The 17,333-nt window shown below is 62.9% G+C and carries 22 protein-coding genes; 7 read left to right on the top strand and 15 right to left on the bottom strand.

Annotated features, from left to right (window positions below; translation table 11 throughout):
- Positions 1-421 (top strand): hypothetical protein (locus KM295_RS15530; protein ID WP_256031004.1); only part of this gene is annotated, 421 nt, incomplete at its 5' end.
- A gap of 23 nt (positions 422-444) precedes the next feature.
- Here KM295_RS15530 and KM295_RS15525 read toward each other — a convergent pair.
- From KM295_RS15525 to KM295_RS15485, 9 genes are all read right to left on the bottom strand, one after another.
- Complete coding sequence (locus KM295_RS15525; protein ID WP_256031003.1) at positions 445-738, bottom strand: type II toxin-antitoxin system RelE family toxin; 294 nt, start codon at positions 736-738, stop codon at positions 445-447.
- The gene (locus KM295_RS15520) at positions 731-925 is read right to left on the bottom strand and encodes a hypothetical protein (protein WP_256031002.1); all 195 of its coding nucleotides are present in this window, start codon (positions 923-925) and stop codon (positions 731-733) included. Before KM295_RS15520 ends, KM295_RS15525 begins: the two co-directional genes overlap by 8 nt.
- Positions 926-974: 49 nt before the next feature.
- Complete coding sequence (locus KM295_RS15515; RefSeq protein WP_256031001.1) at positions 975-1,739, bottom strand: site-specific integrase; 765 nt, start codon at positions 1,737-1,739, stop codon at positions 975-977.
- A complete protein-coding gene (locus KM295_RS15510; RefSeq protein ID WP_256030998.1) occupies positions 1,723-2,421 on the bottom strand; it encodes a tyrosine-type recombinase/integrase in 699 nt (232 codons plus the stop codon). The genes KM295_RS15515 and KM295_RS15510 overlap by 17 nt, the downstream gene beginning before the upstream one ends.
- Positions 2,422-3,071: 650 nt before the next feature.
- Positions 3,072-5,042 carry a toprim domain-containing protein gene (locus KM295_RS15505; protein WP_256030992.1) on the bottom strand — a complete coding sequence of 657 codons (1,971 nt, stop codon included), beginning with the start codon at positions 5,040-5,042 and terminating at the stop codon, positions 3,072-3,074.
- Positions 5,042-6,805 carry a 3'-5' exonuclease gene (locus tag KM295_RS15500; protein ID WP_256030991.1) on the bottom strand — a complete coding sequence of 588 codons (1,764 nt, stop codon included), beginning with the start codon at positions 6,803-6,805 and terminating at the stop codon, positions 5,042-5,044. Before KM295_RS15500 ends, KM295_RS15505 begins: the two co-directional genes overlap by 1 nt.
- Positions 6,802-8,124 carry a hypothetical protein gene (locus KM295_RS15495; RefSeq protein ID WP_256030985.1) on the bottom strand — a complete coding sequence of 441 codons (1,323 nt, stop codon included), beginning with the start codon at positions 8,122-8,124 and terminating at the stop codon, positions 6,802-6,804. Before KM295_RS15495 ends, KM295_RS15500 begins: the two co-directional genes overlap by 4 nt.
- A 346-nt stretch (positions 8,125-8,470) precedes the next feature.
- A complete protein-coding gene (locus tag KM295_RS15490; protein WP_256030983.1) occupies positions 8,471-8,686 on the bottom strand; it encodes a hypothetical protein in 216 nt (71 codons plus the stop codon).
- A complete protein-coding gene (locus KM295_RS15485) occupies positions 8,683-8,952 on the bottom strand; it encodes a hypothetical protein (protein WP_256030979.1) in 270 nt (89 codons plus the stop codon). Before KM295_RS15485 ends, KM295_RS15490 begins: the two co-directional genes overlap by 4 nt.
- Positions 8,953-9,341: 389 nt before the next feature.
- On the opposite strand from KM295_RS15485, the gene KM295_RS15480 reads away from it, so the two are divergent.
- The gene (locus tag KM295_RS15480; RefSeq protein WP_256030978.1) at positions 9,342-10,754 is read left to right on the top strand and encodes a DUF8102 family protein; all 1,413 of its coding nucleotides are present in this window, start codon (positions 9,342-9,344) and stop codon (positions 10,752-10,754) included.
- A gap of 448 nt (positions 10,755-11,202) precedes the next feature.
- Positions 11,203-12,600 carry a helix-turn-helix domain-containing protein gene (locus tag KM295_RS15475; protein ID WP_256030976.1) on the top strand — a complete coding sequence of 466 codons (1,398 nt, stop codon included), beginning with the start codon at positions 11,203-11,205 and terminating at the stop codon, positions 12,598-12,600.
- Positions 12,601-13,034: 434 nt separating this feature from the next.
- Here KM295_RS15475 and KM295_RS15470 read toward each other — a convergent pair whose 3' ends face one another.
- The 6 genes from KM295_RS15470 to KM295_RS15445 form a co-directional block, all read right to left on the bottom strand.
- On the bottom strand, positions 13,035-13,427 hold the full coding sequence (locus KM295_RS15470; protein WP_256030974.1) for a DUF8115 family protein: 393 nt from the start codon (positions 13,425-13,427) through the stop codon (positions 13,035-13,037).
- Positions 13,424-14,272, bottom strand: coding sequence for a ParA family protein (locus tag KM295_RS15465; protein ID WP_256030973.1), 849 nt, complete (start codon positions 14,270-14,272; stop codon positions 13,424-13,426). The genes KM295_RS15470 and KM295_RS15465 overlap by 4 nt, the downstream gene beginning before the upstream one ends.
- A gap of 199 nt (positions 14,273-14,471) precedes the next feature.
- Positions 14,472-14,603: a hypothetical protein gene (locus KM295_RS15460; RefSeq protein ID WP_256030972.1), complete on the bottom strand. Its 132-nt coding sequence runs from the start codon at positions 14,601-14,603 to the stop codon at positions 14,472-14,474.
- A complete protein-coding gene (locus KM295_RS15455) occupies positions 14,603-14,983 on the bottom strand; it encodes a hypothetical protein (protein ID WP_256030971.1) in 381 nt (126 codons plus the stop codon). Before KM295_RS15455 ends, KM295_RS15460 begins: the two co-directional genes overlap by 1 nt.
- Positions 14,983-15,171 (bottom strand): hypothetical protein, encoded by a 189-nt coding sequence (locus KM295_RS15450; RefSeq protein WP_256030968.1) that lies wholly within the window; start codon positions 15,169-15,171, stop codon positions 14,983-14,985. Before KM295_RS15450 ends, KM295_RS15455 begins: the two co-directional genes overlap by 1 nt.
- Positions 15,171-15,653 carry a hypothetical protein gene (locus KM295_RS15445; RefSeq protein WP_256030964.1) on the bottom strand — a complete coding sequence of 161 codons (483 nt, stop codon included), beginning with the start codon at positions 15,651-15,653 and terminating at the stop codon, positions 15,171-15,173. Before KM295_RS15445 ends, KM295_RS15450 begins: the two co-directional genes overlap by 1 nt.
- A gap of 184 nt (positions 15,654-15,837) precedes the next feature.
- Here KM295_RS15445 and KM295_RS15440 point away from each other — a divergent pair, with 184 nt between their 5' ends.
- The 4 genes from KM295_RS15440 to KM295_RS15425 all read left to right on the top strand — a co-directional run.
- A complete protein-coding gene (locus tag KM295_RS15440) occupies positions 15,838-16,482 on the top strand; it encodes a tyrosine-type recombinase/integrase (RefSeq protein WP_256030963.1) in 645 nt (214 codons plus the stop codon).
- A 2-nt stretch (positions 16,483-16,484) separates the two neighbouring features.
- On the top strand, positions 16,485-16,700 hold the full coding sequence (locus KM295_RS15435; RefSeq protein WP_256030962.1) for a hypothetical protein: 216 nt from the start codon (positions 16,485-16,487) through the stop codon (positions 16,698-16,700).
- Positions 16,693-17,079, top strand: coding sequence for a hypothetical protein (locus tag KM295_RS15430; protein ID WP_256030960.1), 387 nt, complete (start codon positions 16,693-16,695; stop codon positions 17,077-17,079). The genes KM295_RS15435 and KM295_RS15430 overlap by 8 nt, the downstream gene beginning before the upstream one ends.
- Positions 17,066-17,333: hypothetical protein (locus KM295_RS15425; protein WP_256030958.1), on the top strand; the 268-nt coding region annotated here is incomplete at its 3' end. The genes KM295_RS15430 and KM295_RS15425, both read left to right, overlap by 14 nt.

Raw genomic sequence — 17,333 nt, 5'->3', positions numbered from 1 at the left:
GAGAATAGGCCTCGAACTGAAAAGGCTCACAGGCGGTTCCGACGCGGGGAAGGCTCACCAGCAAATCGTCCGCCAGTATTCCGGAAAGAGATACATCGGCGAACGCGTGAATTTGTGGGCATTCGCACCGTATATCCCTAAACTCCAGGCTGCCCGAATGCACGATAACCGGCATCAGGTCGGTTTTCAGGGAGGGAAGCTGGAGGTGCTCGAACACTTCTTCCAGCGGTACGGTATCGGAGTCCTCAATGTCCACGAAACAACGTATGCACGCCTAAAATGGGGATCCAGTAGAGAGTATATGCTCCCCGCTTTCCCGATGAAGCGAGACTTTCCTGAGGGCCAGAAAAACAAATACAACTTGGAGAGCATCCGCGGACGGGTTTCTGAGCGGTTATATCCTGAGAAAGACGTTTTCTGAACCATCCCGCATGCGGGTGGGAGTTAGAAACCGTACCGCTTGTGCGCCTCGTCGATGGGGACGATCTCCAGAACGCGCACCTCGTTCTCGTCCTCCAGAACGGTGTATATGGCCGTGTAGGTCCGAGAGATGTGCATCCGGTACCGGTCGCGGCGGCCGTCGATGGGGAGCTTCTCCTTGTCCCCACGACCGCGGCCCGGGTACGGGCTCTCCGCAAGGTACCCGAGTTTCTCCTTGCAGACCCGCTCGGTCTTCTCGTCGGCGACGTCGAGGAACTCGCGGGCGTCGTCACCGAGCAGGACGTCGTACTCAGACATCCGAGAGGGGCGTCAACTCGTCGCTGTCCGCCTCCTCCAACTGCTGGAAGCGCTGCTCCAGGTCCTGCCGGCGGCGCTGCTGCGCCAGCTCCTTCAGGAGGTCGTCGTAGGTCTGGCCTGGTTCTTTCAGCTCGTGGAGTTCCTTCCGGGTCTCTTCGGTCACCGGGAGTCGCTTGTCTGCGGACATGGCTCTGCCAGAACGTACAGGGCTGACAGTCTTAACAGTTTCTGACGGGCTACTCGTGACGGTAGCAGACGTCGCTCGGGAAGAAGACCGTCCGACGGCAGCGGTCGCCTGAGTCCGTTTCCTCGCCGCAGTAGTAGGGCGGGTTGCCGTGCTCTTCTGAGAGGACGAAGTACCGCTGCGCCATCTCCTTCCCCTGGTTCGTATCGCGGAAGCCCATCACTCGCCGGACGATCTCGGCGTCGAAGCCCTTCTCGGCCAGCATCTTCCCGAAGGTCATCCGCAGGTTGCTCCCCGAGACGGTCTTCTCGAAGCCCGCTCTGACACCGATTTCCTGCAGGCGGTGGTTCACCGTCCCCGGTGTACAGACACGGTCGTGCGCGGAGAAGTACGCCTCCATGAAGTCAGCAAACTCAGCCTCAGGAACCGGAACCCGTCGCGGTTGGAGCGTTCCGTTCAGCGTCCAGTACCCGTCTCTCCGTCGCTCGCAGTCCTTACACGGGTGCCCGCCGCCGCTGGTCGTTCGGCCTCGACGTCCAGGGCTCACGACGCACTCGACCCTGTCACCAGGGACGCGGACGAAGAGGCGGCCGTCCTCCCGTTCCAGCCACTCCTCGGTCATGTGAGCGAACGTACCCGGCTTCAGGCCGGTCAGGAGAAGTCCCTCGCCGATGAGGCGGTCCTTGTGGTCGCCGTCCCGGCTGGCCGCCCTGAACGCGTTGACGCCGTCGTTGGTGAGCGGGAGCGACTGCTCGCCCGGGTAGACCTTCAGCTGGCGCTCGCTGAGGTCCTCGGGCGGTTCACCACTTATCATCATACTCGTCCTGGACGTCCTCTCCGGCCAGCTTGATGTACTTGATCGCCTCTTCGAGGTTCGCGTGTCCCATCAGCGCCTTGATTTTGTGAGGACCGAAGTCCTTCTTCGCCAGCAGCGTGCCGTACGTATCGCGGAGATCGTGCGCGACCACCCGGCGCTCGAACCCCGCCCGCTCGCCGATGCTCTTCACGCGGTTGGTGATCGTCCCCTGCGAGGCGACGTTCTCGTAGAGGTCGAAGTAGCTATCCAGGATGTGGATGGTGTCCTCGTCGCGGACGGGGATCGGCCGGACGCCGGCCTCTGATTTCGGCGTGAAGTCCGCGCCGTCCGGTGCCCACCGCTTGTTCGCCCGGTTCCGGCAGTGGAAGCAGGGAACGCCCTCTCGGCTCGTGTCGCCCCCGCTCCCGTTCCCGGACCCGAGGGTACACACCTCGCCGTAGGGGATCTCCAGGTGGGGGCGCTCGCCCGGCTCGCTGCTCCACCAGGACGGTTTCATGTGAGCCATCGCTGCGGCGCGGATGCCGGTCGAGGTGAGGGTCAGTCCGATCAACTCGTCGAGGACGTCGCCGTCCTTCGCGGTCTCGCGGAACCGGATGTACTGCGACGTCGGGGACGGTCGGAAGGTGCCTGTTCTGTCCCGCTCGCCTGAGAGACCGAGCGGATTGTAGGTCATTCCTGGCATGTTAGCGAAGTTACTTCACAGGAGCAATGCCATAAATGGTTGCAAAGTTACCCCGCTAACTGGATAATCCCGGACTCTCAGAGGTAGTATCTATGCAGTAAACACGTGACTCCATAGAAAACCGCTCATTTGCCCGATTGACAGCCTGAACCGCCGACTGACAGCACGACCATATCGTGGTTGGCGATCGGGCGCTGGTCGCGCGCACCGGCGGCTCCTCGATCTTCCGCAGGGAGAGAAGGACGCCACAGGCCGAATTATTGGCAATCTCGTCGGCTCCGGTGTTCAAAGTGACCGGAATCCTCGTTGTGAGACGCTGAACGAGGAACGCAGTTACTCCATTGCTATTACGCGTAACGCGCGAGGGTGGGGCGGGGGTCCCGCCCCCCACCCTGAAACAACCAATAAACGATAAAATCGCCCCAATAACCCTACGTCGTATAGCGATTACAGCAGTTATTGGTTCTCCACAACCCCAATTTTACCAATAAATGTACCAGCAATCAAACCATTAGAACGGCTTCGGCGAATTCTTGGGAAGAGAAGGCTTCTACTTCCGTTACACGTGCGCGTTATACTGGCGGTGGCGCAGGAGATCTCGTCAGCGCCGAAGCTACGGGAGCTCGTGGCGGCGGAGAAATGAGGGGTCGTCAGTCGGCCAGCTCGTCGAGCGTCGCCAGCATCCGCTTCACCTCACGTCCCTTGTCGTCGTCTTCCTGGATGTCGCCATCGTCCCCGGCCAGGTACTCGGCGCGCTTCTCCGACTTGTGGTCGGTGTCGAGAGCGTCCTTTCCGGGGTTCAGACCGTACCGTTCTTCGACTGTCTCCAGGATGCGGTTGTGGATCGTCGTCGGGAGCAGCGAGGGATCTCGCTCTGCGCCATCGATGAGGTCGCGGGGAGCGAGGTCGTGCTCCCGGGCGATGTGGAGGCGCGCCTTCCAGGGGATCGGGTCGGTCTCACCGAGGACCCCCTGCTCCTTCGCGTACTTCCAGGCAGCCCATATTTCATCAGCATCGAGGGGGCCGCCCGGGTTCGAGGTGGACCGAGCACCAGCTGCGCACACCAGCCAGGTGAGTGGCGTGTACGTGTAGCCTTCCTTGAAGTCGCGGGCCCGCATCCCCCCGCGGTACTTCTCGTACACGAAGTAGCTGGAGTGGCTGTCGCCGACGTGACGGATGGGGTTGTCGCCTCGGTAGCCGGGCTGCACGCCGTTCCTGCTGTCGTTCTCGACGACGTCAGAGATGCTGAGGTCGAACAGGGCGCTCTGCTTCGACCCGGTCTTCCCGCTCCCGCTGCTCCCCGAGGTGTCGCCGCCCGGGGTGTCGTCCGGTTCGGGCTCCTGGTCGCCGTGGACGACATCATCGAAGTCGGGGTGGTCGTCGGGCGTGATGGCCTCGTCGAGGACGTCGCGGAGATCGTCGCCGTCGTGGTCCTGGAGGAACTCGGCGAGGTCCACCTTCTCCTCCCGGTCACCGCGCGGGAGCTCGGCCACGCGGGCGTCCACGTCGTTCTCCTGGAGGAACCACGCGGTGCGCAGCGCCCCGTCAAGGCCGACGCCGCTCTCCTCACTGTCGAAGCAGAGGTAGGCGGTGCCGGCCTCTTCAGCGTACTCCAGGAGGACGTCGTAGTGCTCCTTCTTGAACTGCTTCGTCACCGGGGAGATGCAGGGGAATCCGGCCTCGTGCGCCCGGATCGCGTCGGTGATGCCCTCGGTGAGGATGAGGTCCTCGCCGGGCTCCACGGTGCCACAGCCGTAGATCGGTTCGAAGACGACGTCGTCCGCGACCCACGGCTTCGTGTTGGCGAGTTTCAGATACTTTCCCGGAACGTCGTCGCTCTGGCCGGTCTTCCGGGCGATGAGGTACCGAATGGTGCCGTCCTGGTCGCGGTAGGGGAAGACGATCCGGGCGTCCCACCACGCGTACAGTCGGGCGTGACCCTCCTCCTGGACGGCCTCCAGGACGGCTTCGAGGCTGATGTCCTCGGACGCGACCTCGCCAGCGGCGCGTGCCGCAGCGACCTCGTCGAGGACATCCGGAAGAGCGTCCGACCCCCCACCCGCATCCGGGTCTCCTGTGTAGACGTACTTCACCGCGGAACAGCGGACGACGCCGGCCTTCAACGCGGCCACCGGGTCGATGCCACGCTCTTCGAGGAAGGCCGGGAGTTCGTTGTTCGACGGGGAGAACCCGATACGCAGGTCGTCCATCGTGGCTCTGTCGATGCCCCACTTCCCCTCGATGAGCCAGCGCTGGTCATCGGTCAGCTGGCCGTGGTAGTAGTCCACCGCGGCCTCCAGAGCGGCCTCGACGTCGGCGTCCTGGACGTCGTCCTCACCGAGGAAACGGTCGACGGCCTCGGAGTCGTAGAGGCTTGCATCCTCGTCGGTGGCGACGTACTCACGGTTCGCGCCGGTGCCTCGCTGCTCCAGCCAGCCTTTCTGGACCGCGTTCCCGATCCACTGGCTGGCGGTGCTCTGGTTGGCGTCACACTCGTCGCGTACGGTGTTTGCGAGACTGCCGTGTGGGACGGCGTCGCCGGGCTGAAGCCCGAGCGAGGTCTCGCGGGCGGTGTCGAGAAGGTCGTTCCAATCGCTCTCTGCCGGGATTTTTCGGGACATCAGTCTGCTGCCTCCTGTTCAGTGTTGGTCTCGGTTGCATGGCCCGGCAGCCCGTCGGCGAAGATCGGGATGCGTGGGCCGTCGAAGAAGCCGTCTACCACGTGGAGCGATTCGGATGCGCGGGTCGCGCCGACGTAGTAGATCCTGTGTTCTTCAGCTCGTGTATCTCCGCTGCGGTACCGGTCCATGATGTTCTGCGTCGTCTCGGTGAAGAGGAAGACGCAGGGCGCTTGCAGGCCCTTGGCCTCGTGGATGGTTCCGACCTGGATGCGTTCCGGGTACGGGGACGCGTCGGACTCCAGTGCGCCCCTGAGCATGTCCTGCTGGTAGTCGGTGAGGTCGAGGACGTCCACGATGGTGCGGGCAGATCGGCCCGGGAACGCCGCCTCGACCCGCTTCGGGAAGTAGACGGCATCGCTTTCGAGGTCAACCCGGAATTGCCGGTCGATGTCTGCCCCTTCGAAGCGCTCCTTCCGCAGGTCGCTGTTCGTGGCGACATCGAGAAGCGTGTCCACGGGCCCCTGTGGTGCGGGAGTTCCCCGACGCAGTGCCCGTAACGCGATGAGACAGTCCACGACTTTCTCCGGCCACGGATCCATCTTGTCGCCGATAGCATCGAAGGGGACGCCGTGCCGCTGGAGAGCGTTCGAGAGAACACCCAACTGGTAGTTCGTACGGGTGAGAAGGTAGACGGTGGCCTTCTCGTCGTCGTCAGGATTCTCGTGCGTGTCGAGGGCTTCACGGACGGCCTGCGCCATCCCTTCGTCGTCGGTGGCAGTCCGCATCCGAGCGACGCCTTCAGGCGTGTGTCCGTGGCTGCGTTGGGCCGTCCGGAAGATGTTCCGGGTGATGGAGTCTTCGGCCTCCAGGATACCTCTGGCGACGGCGCTCACGGCCTCGGGACACCGGTAGCTGTCGGTGAGGTACCGGCGCTCATCGACATCGGTCCGAGCGAGATAGAACGGCGACGCACACCGGAACGAGTAGATGCTCTGGTTGACGTCGCCGGCGATGTAGATCCAGTCGAGTTGACCGCTGTCCCGCCAGAGCTTGAACAACGCGTACTCCACGGGGCTGAGGTCCTGGAACTCGTCGATTCCGAGGAATCGAACGTCGGGGACGTAGCCGTTCTCCAGGCAGATGTCCACGTAGTCGTGGTGTTCGAACCGTCGTGACATCCGCTCGCACTTGTACTCGTTCCAGGCCTGCAGCAGCTCCCGGATGCGGCTGTTGGCGAGTTCGATCTCCACCGGGGCCTTCGTGACCTTCGCCAGACGGTCGGCGGATGGAAGGTACTGCGCGTGGAGCCACTGATCGAGCGCAAAGAGCTTGTTTCCGCGAGGTGTCGATTCCCTCCCGCTGCGGATGAGTTCCAGCGGGTTGGTCTTCTTGGCCTCGAACGCGAGGCCGTGCTCACGGCAGAACTCCTCGTAGAACGTCGGCTCCTCGTCCATCGTGATGACCTGCTCCTGTGGATTCTCGACCTCGGGGCAGCACTGCAGGGCGATGCTGTGGAGGGTCCGGCATCGGGAGCGAAGGTCGTCTTCGCCGATCTCATCGGGGTACTGGCTGAGGTCGAACACCCCGCGTTCGATGAGGTCGTCGGCAGTGGCCTCCCGGCCGTTGTTGGTGAAGTTGGCGAGGTAGACGTCGAACATCCCGACGTCGTCGTTGGCGGCGTGGTCTTCGACGGCGTCCAGGAGCGTGTGCGTCTTCCCGCATCCGGGCGCGCCGTGGACCAGACAGATGTGCGTCTCGGTCATGGCTCCGGAACACCGTCCTCGTCAGGGTCGATGTCGCCTTCACCAGGCGTCTCGCCCCCGCCCGGTCTCACTGCAACCAGTTCCTGCTCTTCGTCTTCAGGCCGGTACAGCGCACCGCTGAGTACGCCGCGCTCGATGGCGTCTGTGATGTCGTCTGGTGGCCCGAGGTCGCGCTTCGTGGATGCCTCGGCGACCACCTCGGTCTCGGGAAGGCCCTTCCCGTTCGGGTCCAGGTCATCGACGACACCGACGACGTCATCGAGGAGATCGTCGTCGCCCTGCGCGGCTGCGTCGTCTGCGTCCGACTCGTCACCGTCGTCGTCATCGTCGTCTTCGTCGTTGAGGCCGATGACGTCCACGTCAGTATCCTCGATACCGACCGTTTCAGGGATGAACGGGTAGAGCTCTACCGGGTCGCCCTGGATGGTGGTCTGCCTCCGGCTCCCGAGCGTGTATCCCTCTGCCTTTAGCGCGCGAGAGAGCGCGGAGCGGTACTCAGTCCCCTTATCGTGGTTGTCCATCGCCTCGTCTAAGGTGTCGCCAGGGATCCAGACGACCTCCCCGTGCGGTGAGTCGGCCTCGTACCAGCCGTTCCAGGAGTCGTTGAGGATCTTCGAGCGGTCGGCGTGGGCATCGAGGCGGTGGCGGAGGGACCGGACCACCGACATGGCGATGCGGTCAGCGGTGGACATCTGGTCGTCGGAGACGATCTGCTGCTTGTCCTTCCAGCGTGGCCGGATGTCCTCACGCCACTCCTGCCAAGTGATTTCGAGGGTTTCGTAGAAGGCGTTGCTGTACTTTGAAACGACGGGTGGCGTCTGCGTATCGCCGTCGGACTTTACCCACTCCTCGTTGCTGAAAACGAGTTTTCGAACGCTGGCACCTCCGTCGGTCTTGGCACCGTCTACGTACTCGCCGAAGGGCTTCGCCTTCACGTACACGTGCCTCTCGGTTTCCTCGCCGCCGTGAACTTCGACGGCCTGCGTGTTCTCGATGAGCTCCTCTACTGACGGTGAGACGAGGTTGCTCTCGTACTCTTTGGCATTCTCACTCAGATCGGTCCAGACAGATTCGAGTTCCTCCTTTACCGTGGACTTGGCAAAGGAGGTATTGTCAGCGAGTTTGTTCCCGATCTCGCCTTTCTTCGTCCGGGATTCCCAAAACCCCCGCTCGAAGAACGATGACCAGAGAACCTCGCCCTCGTCGTCCTGGAACCGAACGCGCAGGTCGCTGTCTTCTCGCGGGATGATGTCCATCGTTACGCGGTCGTCGAGGAGTGTCCAGCTGACGCCCGCGTCCTCCATCTCGTCGTCTGCCATCAGTTCAGCACACCTCGCTCACGATGCAGCCAGAACCCTGGCTGCTGCTGTGCATCTAACTCTCCTGTTCCGTCGCTGTTGTCGGGTTGCATTTGTAGTATCACCTCGCTGCGCGCCCGACGTCGCGGTGCGACGAAAGCTCCGTAAGAGATAGACGCAGCTACTGCTGCGACGATACTCTTAAGTTCGGAGCCGGAGAAGACGTAGGTGTCCAAACCAAGGGGCGGAATCGACCGCCCCGCGTCTTCTCTCGGACGCTTGTTGCGTAGCCTTGCTTTTCCTGTCTCTTTCTGTCGCTGGCTTATAAACGTAAGCCTGCGGCGGTAGAGCGGGCGTCTGACGCACGTCATGCATCACCTCTCCCGCCCGCTCGTACGGGTCGAAGTGGTTGGTCGTACTCACAGACCATACACTCGTTGCGCCGGAGTTCGGCACCCCACCCGCATGCGGGGCACTGAAATCGCTCTTTCTCGGCGGCGATCTCCTGCGGAGAGTCGTCGGGATCGGCCTCCCACAGAAGCTTCGCCAGCCCGTTCCGGGGGCTCTGGCCGGTTCTGCTCATGCGTCGAGGACCTCCCGGCGGACGAGATCGGCCATGTGGTCGGCGCAGAGAACGCGCCGGCCGAAGTCCTCGATGACGCCGCGGAGCAGCTGCGCTTTCTCGCGGCATCCGGTTGCACCGCAGACGGCAGCATCGGGTGCGGGTTCGATATCAACGCCGGCGAGTGCGGCGATGTCCGGAAGGATCTCGCTTTCGCCAGCGTCCTCGAAGCGTTCGAGGGTGAACTGTTGGTCGGGTCGGGTTTGGATCGTGACGGTGTCGGGCATTCTCGTTGTGGAGTGCGGAGAATCGATGCGAGAGGCCCGTGAACGGTGGCGGGAGCCAAACTCTTAGGACTCCCGGGACCGAACCACCGTCCACGGGGTTCGCATCAACCCCGCGCCAAGGTTCTCGACCGTGGTCGCAACCGGCGAAGCCCGTCAACGCCACCAAGCATCGAGCGGGCTCCGGCCGGGGCGACCCGGTCGGGGTCTTACTTTCAGACTGAACCGGTGAGCAGCAGGTCCATGCTGCCCCGGTACACGCGATTTGTTTTTCTACCTGCTCTCAGGATTGAGCCCCGGGTACTAAGTTCTTGTCCCCCGTATACATTACCTGTGTCACAAACGGATTACAGAGGGTAAGAAATATGGCATCCGAGACTCCACAAGCTACTATGGCCGACGACTCAACGCCGGATCGGTTCGCGTTCGGGGAGATGTATCCCATCGCCCGCGGGCGATTCGGACAAGTGACAGGTGGCGCGCGCGGCGGAGGTTTCCACTGGCTCCTCGACGAAGCCGACCACGATCGCGGTTTCCTCAGCGAATCGGACCGGCGGCTCCTCCTGGAGACGGTCAACCTCGACTTCTCTGATCCATCTCAGCGTAACGCACGCCGACGTATGCGGAATCGGGTACTGACCACGTACCTCGATTCTCGCTACCTCCGGTACATCGACGACAGAGACCGGGAGATCATATTCGAGAACGCCCGCGATGAGGGCTATGACCTCCATTTCCGTGAGGGGTTCAAGGAGTTCGTTCGTTTCACGTATCTCGGCCTCCTGGAGGATGACTTCGACATCGACATTCCGAGAATCCTCGAAGCAGCGATTCAGGAAGCTGAACAGGAGCATGCGGTCGCCGCTGCGGAGAACATCAGCGTCCAGGTGGACATCGATGTGACCCGCACCGACGAGGACAGCGTCGAGGAACTCGAACGGCGGTTCCACCAGCGCGACAAGCTGACCCGTCACGAGCTCGCCGTCCTGGTCAACAGCCAGCACGAGAATGCTGAGGAGAACGTCGAGGACGCTGCGGACATCGACCTGGCCGACGCGCTCTACTACCACGCGAGGCAGCCCGACAGCGACCCGCACGGCTACAGCTGGCAAGATCCCGACCGCGAGGAAGCAGAGGAGATCGTCGAGTGGCTCCGGTCGGTGTTCGAGGAGTACGACATCGAGACCTACGACGACCTGGAGGTCGGCATGGAGCGGCTCTCCCTCGCTGATGAGGAACTCGGTGGGGAGCTAAAAGAGAAGCTCAACCACCTCTCCCGCGTCGCGCCCAACTTCGAGGCCCAACTCGCGTTGGAAGCAGATCTTTCAGAGCGCGACATGGCGTTCCTCCACCACATTCTGTACAACCCCGACAACCTCGACGTCGAGACCGTGCTGGAGGAAGAGGCCCGTCCGCCGACGGCTGGCGAGGACTGGAATCCGGCCGAGGACGAGTACCTACAGAAGTTCATCGCCCGCGTCGAGGCTGACGGCTCACCGGCTGGTGGTGAGGAAGGCCGGGAACGCTGGAACGAGGTTCTGCGACTCGCGGAGTTCGACGAGGACGAGTGGAGCGAGTATATGGAGGAACAGCATGTCGAAACCTGCGTCACCGAACTGAAGGAGTGGGTCGAGGAGGACGATCTCGACACCGACCTCATCCACGAGGCAGAGTCGTGGGAGGACTACTGGCAGTCGCTCCCGCAGCCACAGGCTCAGCACTTCCACCTCTTGGTGAGTGATTACGGTGAAGACACGATGGACGCCGCGTTGGAGTCTCTCGCGTCCGAACTCGATTCAGAGTGAGCAAGATGTGTATCGACTGTGGGCGAACTGGTGTGTATTCTGATGTGTCATCTGCGTGTGGTAGCGATATTGCACCTTTCTGTAGACCTACCTCTAAGACAGTACGGCCGCGTACGTCGGTTTTCAAGCCAGTAAACAGGCAAACCGTCATCCAGCATCCGAACCCATCTGCGAAACACAACTATCACTTTTCTGGTGTACTCACACTCACTAACCCGGAATCGCAAGACAGCGGCGGGTTCGGCACTCGTGAGTGTGAGTGGGTGTTCTCAGAAAATCGCAAGACAGCGGAGGGGCGGATTCCCCCGATTCACACGACGAGAAATGTAAAACCGCAGTACGGCGGCGGGATACCGCCTCCGGTATGCGTGCGCGTTGGGTAAAGGTGGGTACAGTACAGTATAACACAACACACTGAAAATCAAAATATCAGCAAACATTAGATCGCATGGCGATTACAGACTCAGGCGACACGGACTCAGCACCGCTCGCCGACGACGAGATCATCACGAAACCCGAGGATAGCGCCGACTACGGTTGGTACGCCGAGTTCGAACTACGTGGGCACATGAAGCGGGAGTACCGTGGGAGTGACCACGATTATTGGGTGGAACCGGATATCAAGCGAGCGCAATACTACGACCCGATGGATCCGCCGGACGGCATTCTCGAAGCCGGCCACTGTAACCACGGGTACTCTGGTGTTGGAGGCGGTGAGCTGTGTTCAGGGCACCCTGAAAGCTATGAAAAACGGCTGCGCGAGTGGCCCTACCTCGACGTCTACGACGATCGCATCGTCGTTCCTCTGAGTGTGGTAGAGCAGCTTGACGACACGCCGGTCGAAAACCACCACTACTCAGAAGAGTTTCGGCAGAAGATCATATCACCTATCATCTCGCACATGCCAGTTCTCGAAGACTTCCGCCGCGAACATTGCGGTCACGGCGTCGATTATGACGGGAGGTACTCGGGTTTTCAGACGGGATCGGACTTCTACCATGCGCGGGATCAGGAGGACCAGTTCGAACCGCTGTTCTTCACAAAACCCGATCCCAGACCCGTCTACGTGCGAGTACCTCCGGACCATCCGATGTGCGAGCTGCACAGGCTTATTGAAAACCGGAAGCGGGACAACCGAACGCTGCTGGGGTCGATCGTTGCAAGAGACGCTCAGACAGGTACTGGCAAGACGACGCTCGCAGTCCAACTCGCCAAGACGATGGACGAGAACGGGTGGACTGCGGATAGAGCGACGCTGGACCCGGATGAGTATGCGGAGATGTACACCTCCGAGGACACGCCGAAGAAGTCCTGTATCATCCTAGACGAGAGTGAACAGGCAGCAGACTCAAGACGCAGCTCAAGTACGGGGAATGTGAAGCTGAGCCACCTGTGGGCGACGATGCGGTACCGTGAGGTGTACTCTCTGACCACACTCCCGTCGGCCTCGATGCTGGACAAGCGGCTGAAAGAGCTCGCTGACCTCTACATCGTCGTCATCGAGCGTGGCGTCGCTGTCGTCTACCAAACAAAGGTTGACGACACCGAGGGGGAGAACTACCTCAGGCGGTTGCACAGGGTCCGCTGGAAGCCTCTCGACGACGACCCCGAGTACCAGAAGCTTACCGAGAAGAAGTCGGAGCGGATGGAGAACTACAGCGAGAACTACGCTTACGGCGACGACGAGGAAGAGATCGACCCGGACCAGGTACGCCACGAGGCGGAGATGGAGAAGCGGAACGAACTCATCGAGCGCATGGCCGACCTCGACTTCACGCAGAAGGAGATCTCCGAGGTCGTGGACCTGGACCGGTCCACAGTGTCGCGCATCCTCAACGGGGACTGACCATGCCCGGGTACCCTGTCGATCCGGAGCGCGACGACCGCGACCGAGAGGAGCTCCCCGACATCGGGAACATCATCGACCGCATTCTCAACTGAAGCGCTTCTCCGCTTTTCGCGCTCGTAGACCGTTCTGGAACCCGGTTTCGGACACGCGAGGGTGGGGGTTGAGGCGGAGAAGATGCCCTTCCACACGCGCCCCTGCGCGTTCTACTGCGGCCGCGCCCACCAGCGCGATTATCGCGCTCACGTGTGACCGCGCTCGCCGACGTCCGCGCACCTGGAGGTGTTCGCGTACGCCACTGCACCCGCGGACGTAGGCACCCGCGAGCAGGCAATAAACTGAATATGGCTATACGGAACTCAGCGCGGTGTGTACGCCTGCGCATCTGCCTCCATACACGTATCCGTGTACGTATATGGATACGTATATGCGGGTTAGAACTGTTCGCTGGCGTGTCTGGCGTACGCATCGCGTGCGCTGTCGAGGACCTCTGGCGCGGCCTCCTGGAGGCCGAGACGGACCGCGAGGCGCAGCATCTCGCTCCGGTCGATCCCATCAGCATCGGCTTCACGCCCGAGTTCTTCCTGGAGGGCCGCTCCGACGTCGGCGAGGTCGCCTGTCTCCTCCAGCGCCCGCACGAGCGCCGTGAGGCGGGCGTCGCGGACCGAGAGCGTCTTCGACACCTCACCGCCCTCGACGTCGGCGAGCAGCGCGACCATCGCGTCCTCCAGGTCGGTGGGCTCCTCTCCCGGCGTCGCTGACTGCGCGCGTGTGCCGACGTCGGTCTGCTCTCGCAGCTGCTCCAACTCGTCGTCGGTGTCGCTCATCGGCCACCTCCGAGGCGCTCCACGAGCCTCTCGGCATCGGTCTCGTACGCCTCGATGGCGCGCTGTGCTGTCTGCGACGGTCGCTCCAGGGCGAAGAGCGTCCCGCCGTTCATCTGCGCGTTCTGAACGTCCTGTGACGAGGGAATCTGGACGGGAGCGAGTGCCTCCGGGTACACCTCTTCGAACTCTTCGAGGTACGTCTTCCCGGCCTTCGTCCGCTCATCAACCTCGTTCAGCAGTACCATCACGAGTTCGATGCCGACATCCTGCTCCTCCCGGATCGTCTCCAGGTCGCGGCGCAACTGAGCGGCCTGCCCTGCCTCGAAGGGACCGGGACGGACGGGGGCGACGACGTTCCCGGCCGCCCACAGCCCGTTGTAGGCGATGTTCGACGTGCTCCCCGGCAGGTCCAGGAGGATGACGTCGTAGTCGCTGGCGACGTAGTCCGTGAGAAACTCGTCGAGACGACTGTACCGTTCGGCCGCATCGTCGATGTTGCCGAGCGTGGCGTCGAGGCCATCCAGGCTCTCGTGCGCCGGGATGAGGTCGGGCCCCTCGCCGGTCGGGATGATGAGATCCTCCACGGCCGTGGGAAGCTTCTCCGAGATCGTCTCCCACTCGTCCTGGAACACCGTCGTGATGTTGGGCCAGCGGTCGTCGTCGGCCTGGACCTCCTCCCACAGCCCGAAGTGCTTGGCGAGGTCGCCCTGCTTTCCCGCGAGATCGAGGAGTAGGACGTCGTACCCGTTACGGTCGAGAGCGACCCCGAGGTGCGCGGTCGCGGTCGTCTTCCCGACACCGCCTTTGTCGAGGAAAGTGGCTGCTCTGAGTGCTGAATCGTCCATATACGCTTGCGTATGCGTATACGGATACGTAAAGGTGCGTCAGACGCCCGCTCCAGGACTCGAACCTGGACGCACGCGTTTCCTCCCCGCGGCCTGCTGACGGCCGAGGACATCCCCGACCGCCGCCACTGGTGGGGTGAGGGGTTCCAGGACGTGCGCGCACCCTGCAGCGAGCTCGAAGAGTGAGGGGGTGGCGAGGTTAGCGTGCCAGTGCCCGCTGCAGGGCGTCGAGGGACCCGTAGGCGACGTCGCCGACGACGTACTCTCGGTGGACCTCGCCGTCCGCTGTCCGGTGCAGGCGGGCCGTCACGCGCGCGTCTTGGGTCTGCATCATCGCCCCTCCTGTCCGTCGGCGCGGTACTCTTCGGCGGCCTCGACGAGCTGCGCAGCGATGGCCTCCGCCTCGGCCGGTTTGAGTTCCAGGAGCGTCCCGGCGCGGTCGCTGGCGTCGTTGGTGGCCTCGACGCTGAAGATGACGTCGTGGTAGTCGTACCGGACCCGCACGTCGATCTCCTCCAGGTCGTCGGGCTCGGCACGGAAGCTCGCCTTTCCGAGGTCCGCGTTGACGAAGATCCCCGAGGCGGTGAGGTCCTCGATGGCGCGCTGCTGGTCCCCGCCGTCGGTCGCGGCGGTGGTGCCTCCGACGGCCGGGAGCGTCGAGAGTGCGGCCGCAGCGCCGAGGAACGTCCGTCGGGAGACGTCGTCGGCCATCACAGTCCCTCCTGGACGCGGTTGCGAGCCTCGATGAGCCGCTGCGTCCACGCTCCGGCCTCAGCAGCGCTGACGCCCGGAACGGCGTTCCAGTCGGTGCTCTCGTGTTGCTCGATGAGTTCGGCGAGGTCCAGGTCGGCCTCGACGTCGTCCTCGGCGACGCTTCCCCTGGTGGCGGCTCCGGACATCAGGCATCACCGTCCCTGAACTCCTCGGTGATCCACTCGCGCGAGTACTCGGCCTCTTCGGGGCGCGTCTTCTCTCTCGCGTCGAGGAGCTCCTGGCAGAGGGGTTCGATGTCCTCCGGCAGCAGGAGCGTGTGCATCGTCCCGATCTCGTTCGAGAGCTTCAGCCCGATACCCTCGGGATGGCTGGAGACGGTGACACTGGTCTCGTAGTTCCCGTCCATCCCGACGTGGAGGTCCAGCCCACCGGACGTGTCCACGACCTTCTCGCGGCCGTAGTCCGTGTCGCTGTCCTTCGGCGAGACGTACTCCTCTTCCTCGCCTCCACCGTCCGCGGCTGCCGTGCCGCCGACGGCTGAGAGCGTCGAGACGGCCGCTGCTGCGCCGAGGAAGACGCGGCGAGAGACGCCGCCGTCGGTCTGTGGTTCGTGCTCGGTACCGCTGGCTTCTTGCCCGTTCGAGGGCGTAGATTCGTTTGCCGTCATGGTTTGGCGGCACCGCGGTCGGGGTTGCAGCCCCGGCCGCTCTTCCTACGAAGAAGAGCGACGAGCGGTGCGTATCTCCCACTGGTGACGCGACTCACTTAATAGTACCGAGTGTTGGTTTCTGTTAGTAGAAACCCACAGTCGATACCACTAAGAGGGATGCGCTTTATAAAGCGAACATAGCGTGAGCCCCGAAATAGCGAATTCCCACGGTCGGGCGAAAGCGTGGCTGAAGCCGCGCCAAGTCCGCGACCTTCGAACAGCCGCACAGAGCGACGAGTTCCTGCCGTACCTGCGCGACCGGAACGAGGCCATCGTGGCGATGCTCTACGACACCGGCCTCCGCGTCGGAGAGCTCGTGCAGATCGACGTGGACTTCCTCCACCTCGACGACGACCCGGCCTACCTGGCGATCCCGGCGCGCATCCAGAAGGACTACCCGACCGACCGCTCGCCGAGCTACGAGGAGATGAACCTCGCTGTCGATGAAAGCACCTACGACACCGTCTCGCGGCTGCGCTCGTACCTGAACAACCGGTGGCGCGACAGCGAGGCGCTGTTCCCGTCGCGGCAGGCCGACCGGATGACCACCGAGAGCGTCCGGCGTGTCGTCCGCTCGCTGGCCGTGGAGGCCGACGTGCGCCCGCAGAGCATCGAGGGTGGGGCAGGTGGCCCGGAGGACGTGACGCCCCACACGCTCCGACACAGCGTCGCCTACAGGATGCTCCACGAAGAGGACGGCTACACGCTCTACGACGTCCGGAACCGGCTGCGTCACGCGACGATTAAGACGACCGAGGAGCGGTACGATCACTTCGACCGCATCTGACCATGATCGGTGACCAGCTGCGGAAACTCCGGACGCGGTGGCGTCGGTGGCGGCTCCTGCGGGCCTACAGCCGCGTCTTCTCCGTCCGCACGGGCAAGAACGTGGGGTTCACGCCGCTGATGGCGGCCTACGAGCGCGCCGAACGCGACGACGTCCTCTCCCTCGACGACGGTGACGTCGTCTGGCACTGGCCCGAGGACGGTGATAGTGATGACTGACGTCGTCGAGGAGTACGAACACAACTGCCGAATCGTGCGCGAGCACGTTGAGGGGGAAGAAGACCGATTCCACTACGAGGGGCCGTTGGGGCGGGTAAAGTCGTTCTACTCTCTGGACAAGGCGCGTCTCTACGCGGACGTGCATACCGTCACTGGAGGATTCCGCGAAGAGAAGACTGGAGAACGGGGTATTCCTCCGGCCGTTGCACGGGCCCGTGAGGACGTCGTGATGGCGTACCTCGTCTCGAACCCGACGATGGGGATGAAGTGGGTTGCCCGCGCCTACGATCTCCCCGAAGAGCAGGTGCGTTCGTACGTCGAGTTAGTTCAAAACCGAGCTACTGAGATGCGGGGAGGCGAGACCGATGACGACGAGTGAAGACTCAGAGGAAGCGGAAGTAGATGGGCGCGGCCTCCCTGTCTTTGACACCGAGCAGGAGTTTCAGGACTTCTTAGAACGGAAATTCGAAGAGAACGAATACACCGCGATCCAGGAAGTTTCCCCCCACCGATCCAACTACAGAGCCGACCTACTACTCATGCACGACGAGTTCGGGAGAATAGGCCTCGAACTGAAAAGGCTCACAGGCGGTTCCGACGCGGGGAAGGCTCACCAGCAAATCGTCCGCCAGT

Source organism: Natronomonas aquatica (genome assembly GCF_024449025.1).
GTDB classification, from domain to species: Archaea; Halobacteriota; Halobacteria; order Halobacteriales; family Haloarculaceae; genus Natronomonas; species Natronomonas aquatica.
This window is presented reverse-complemented; position numbering and strand designations above follow the sequence as displayed.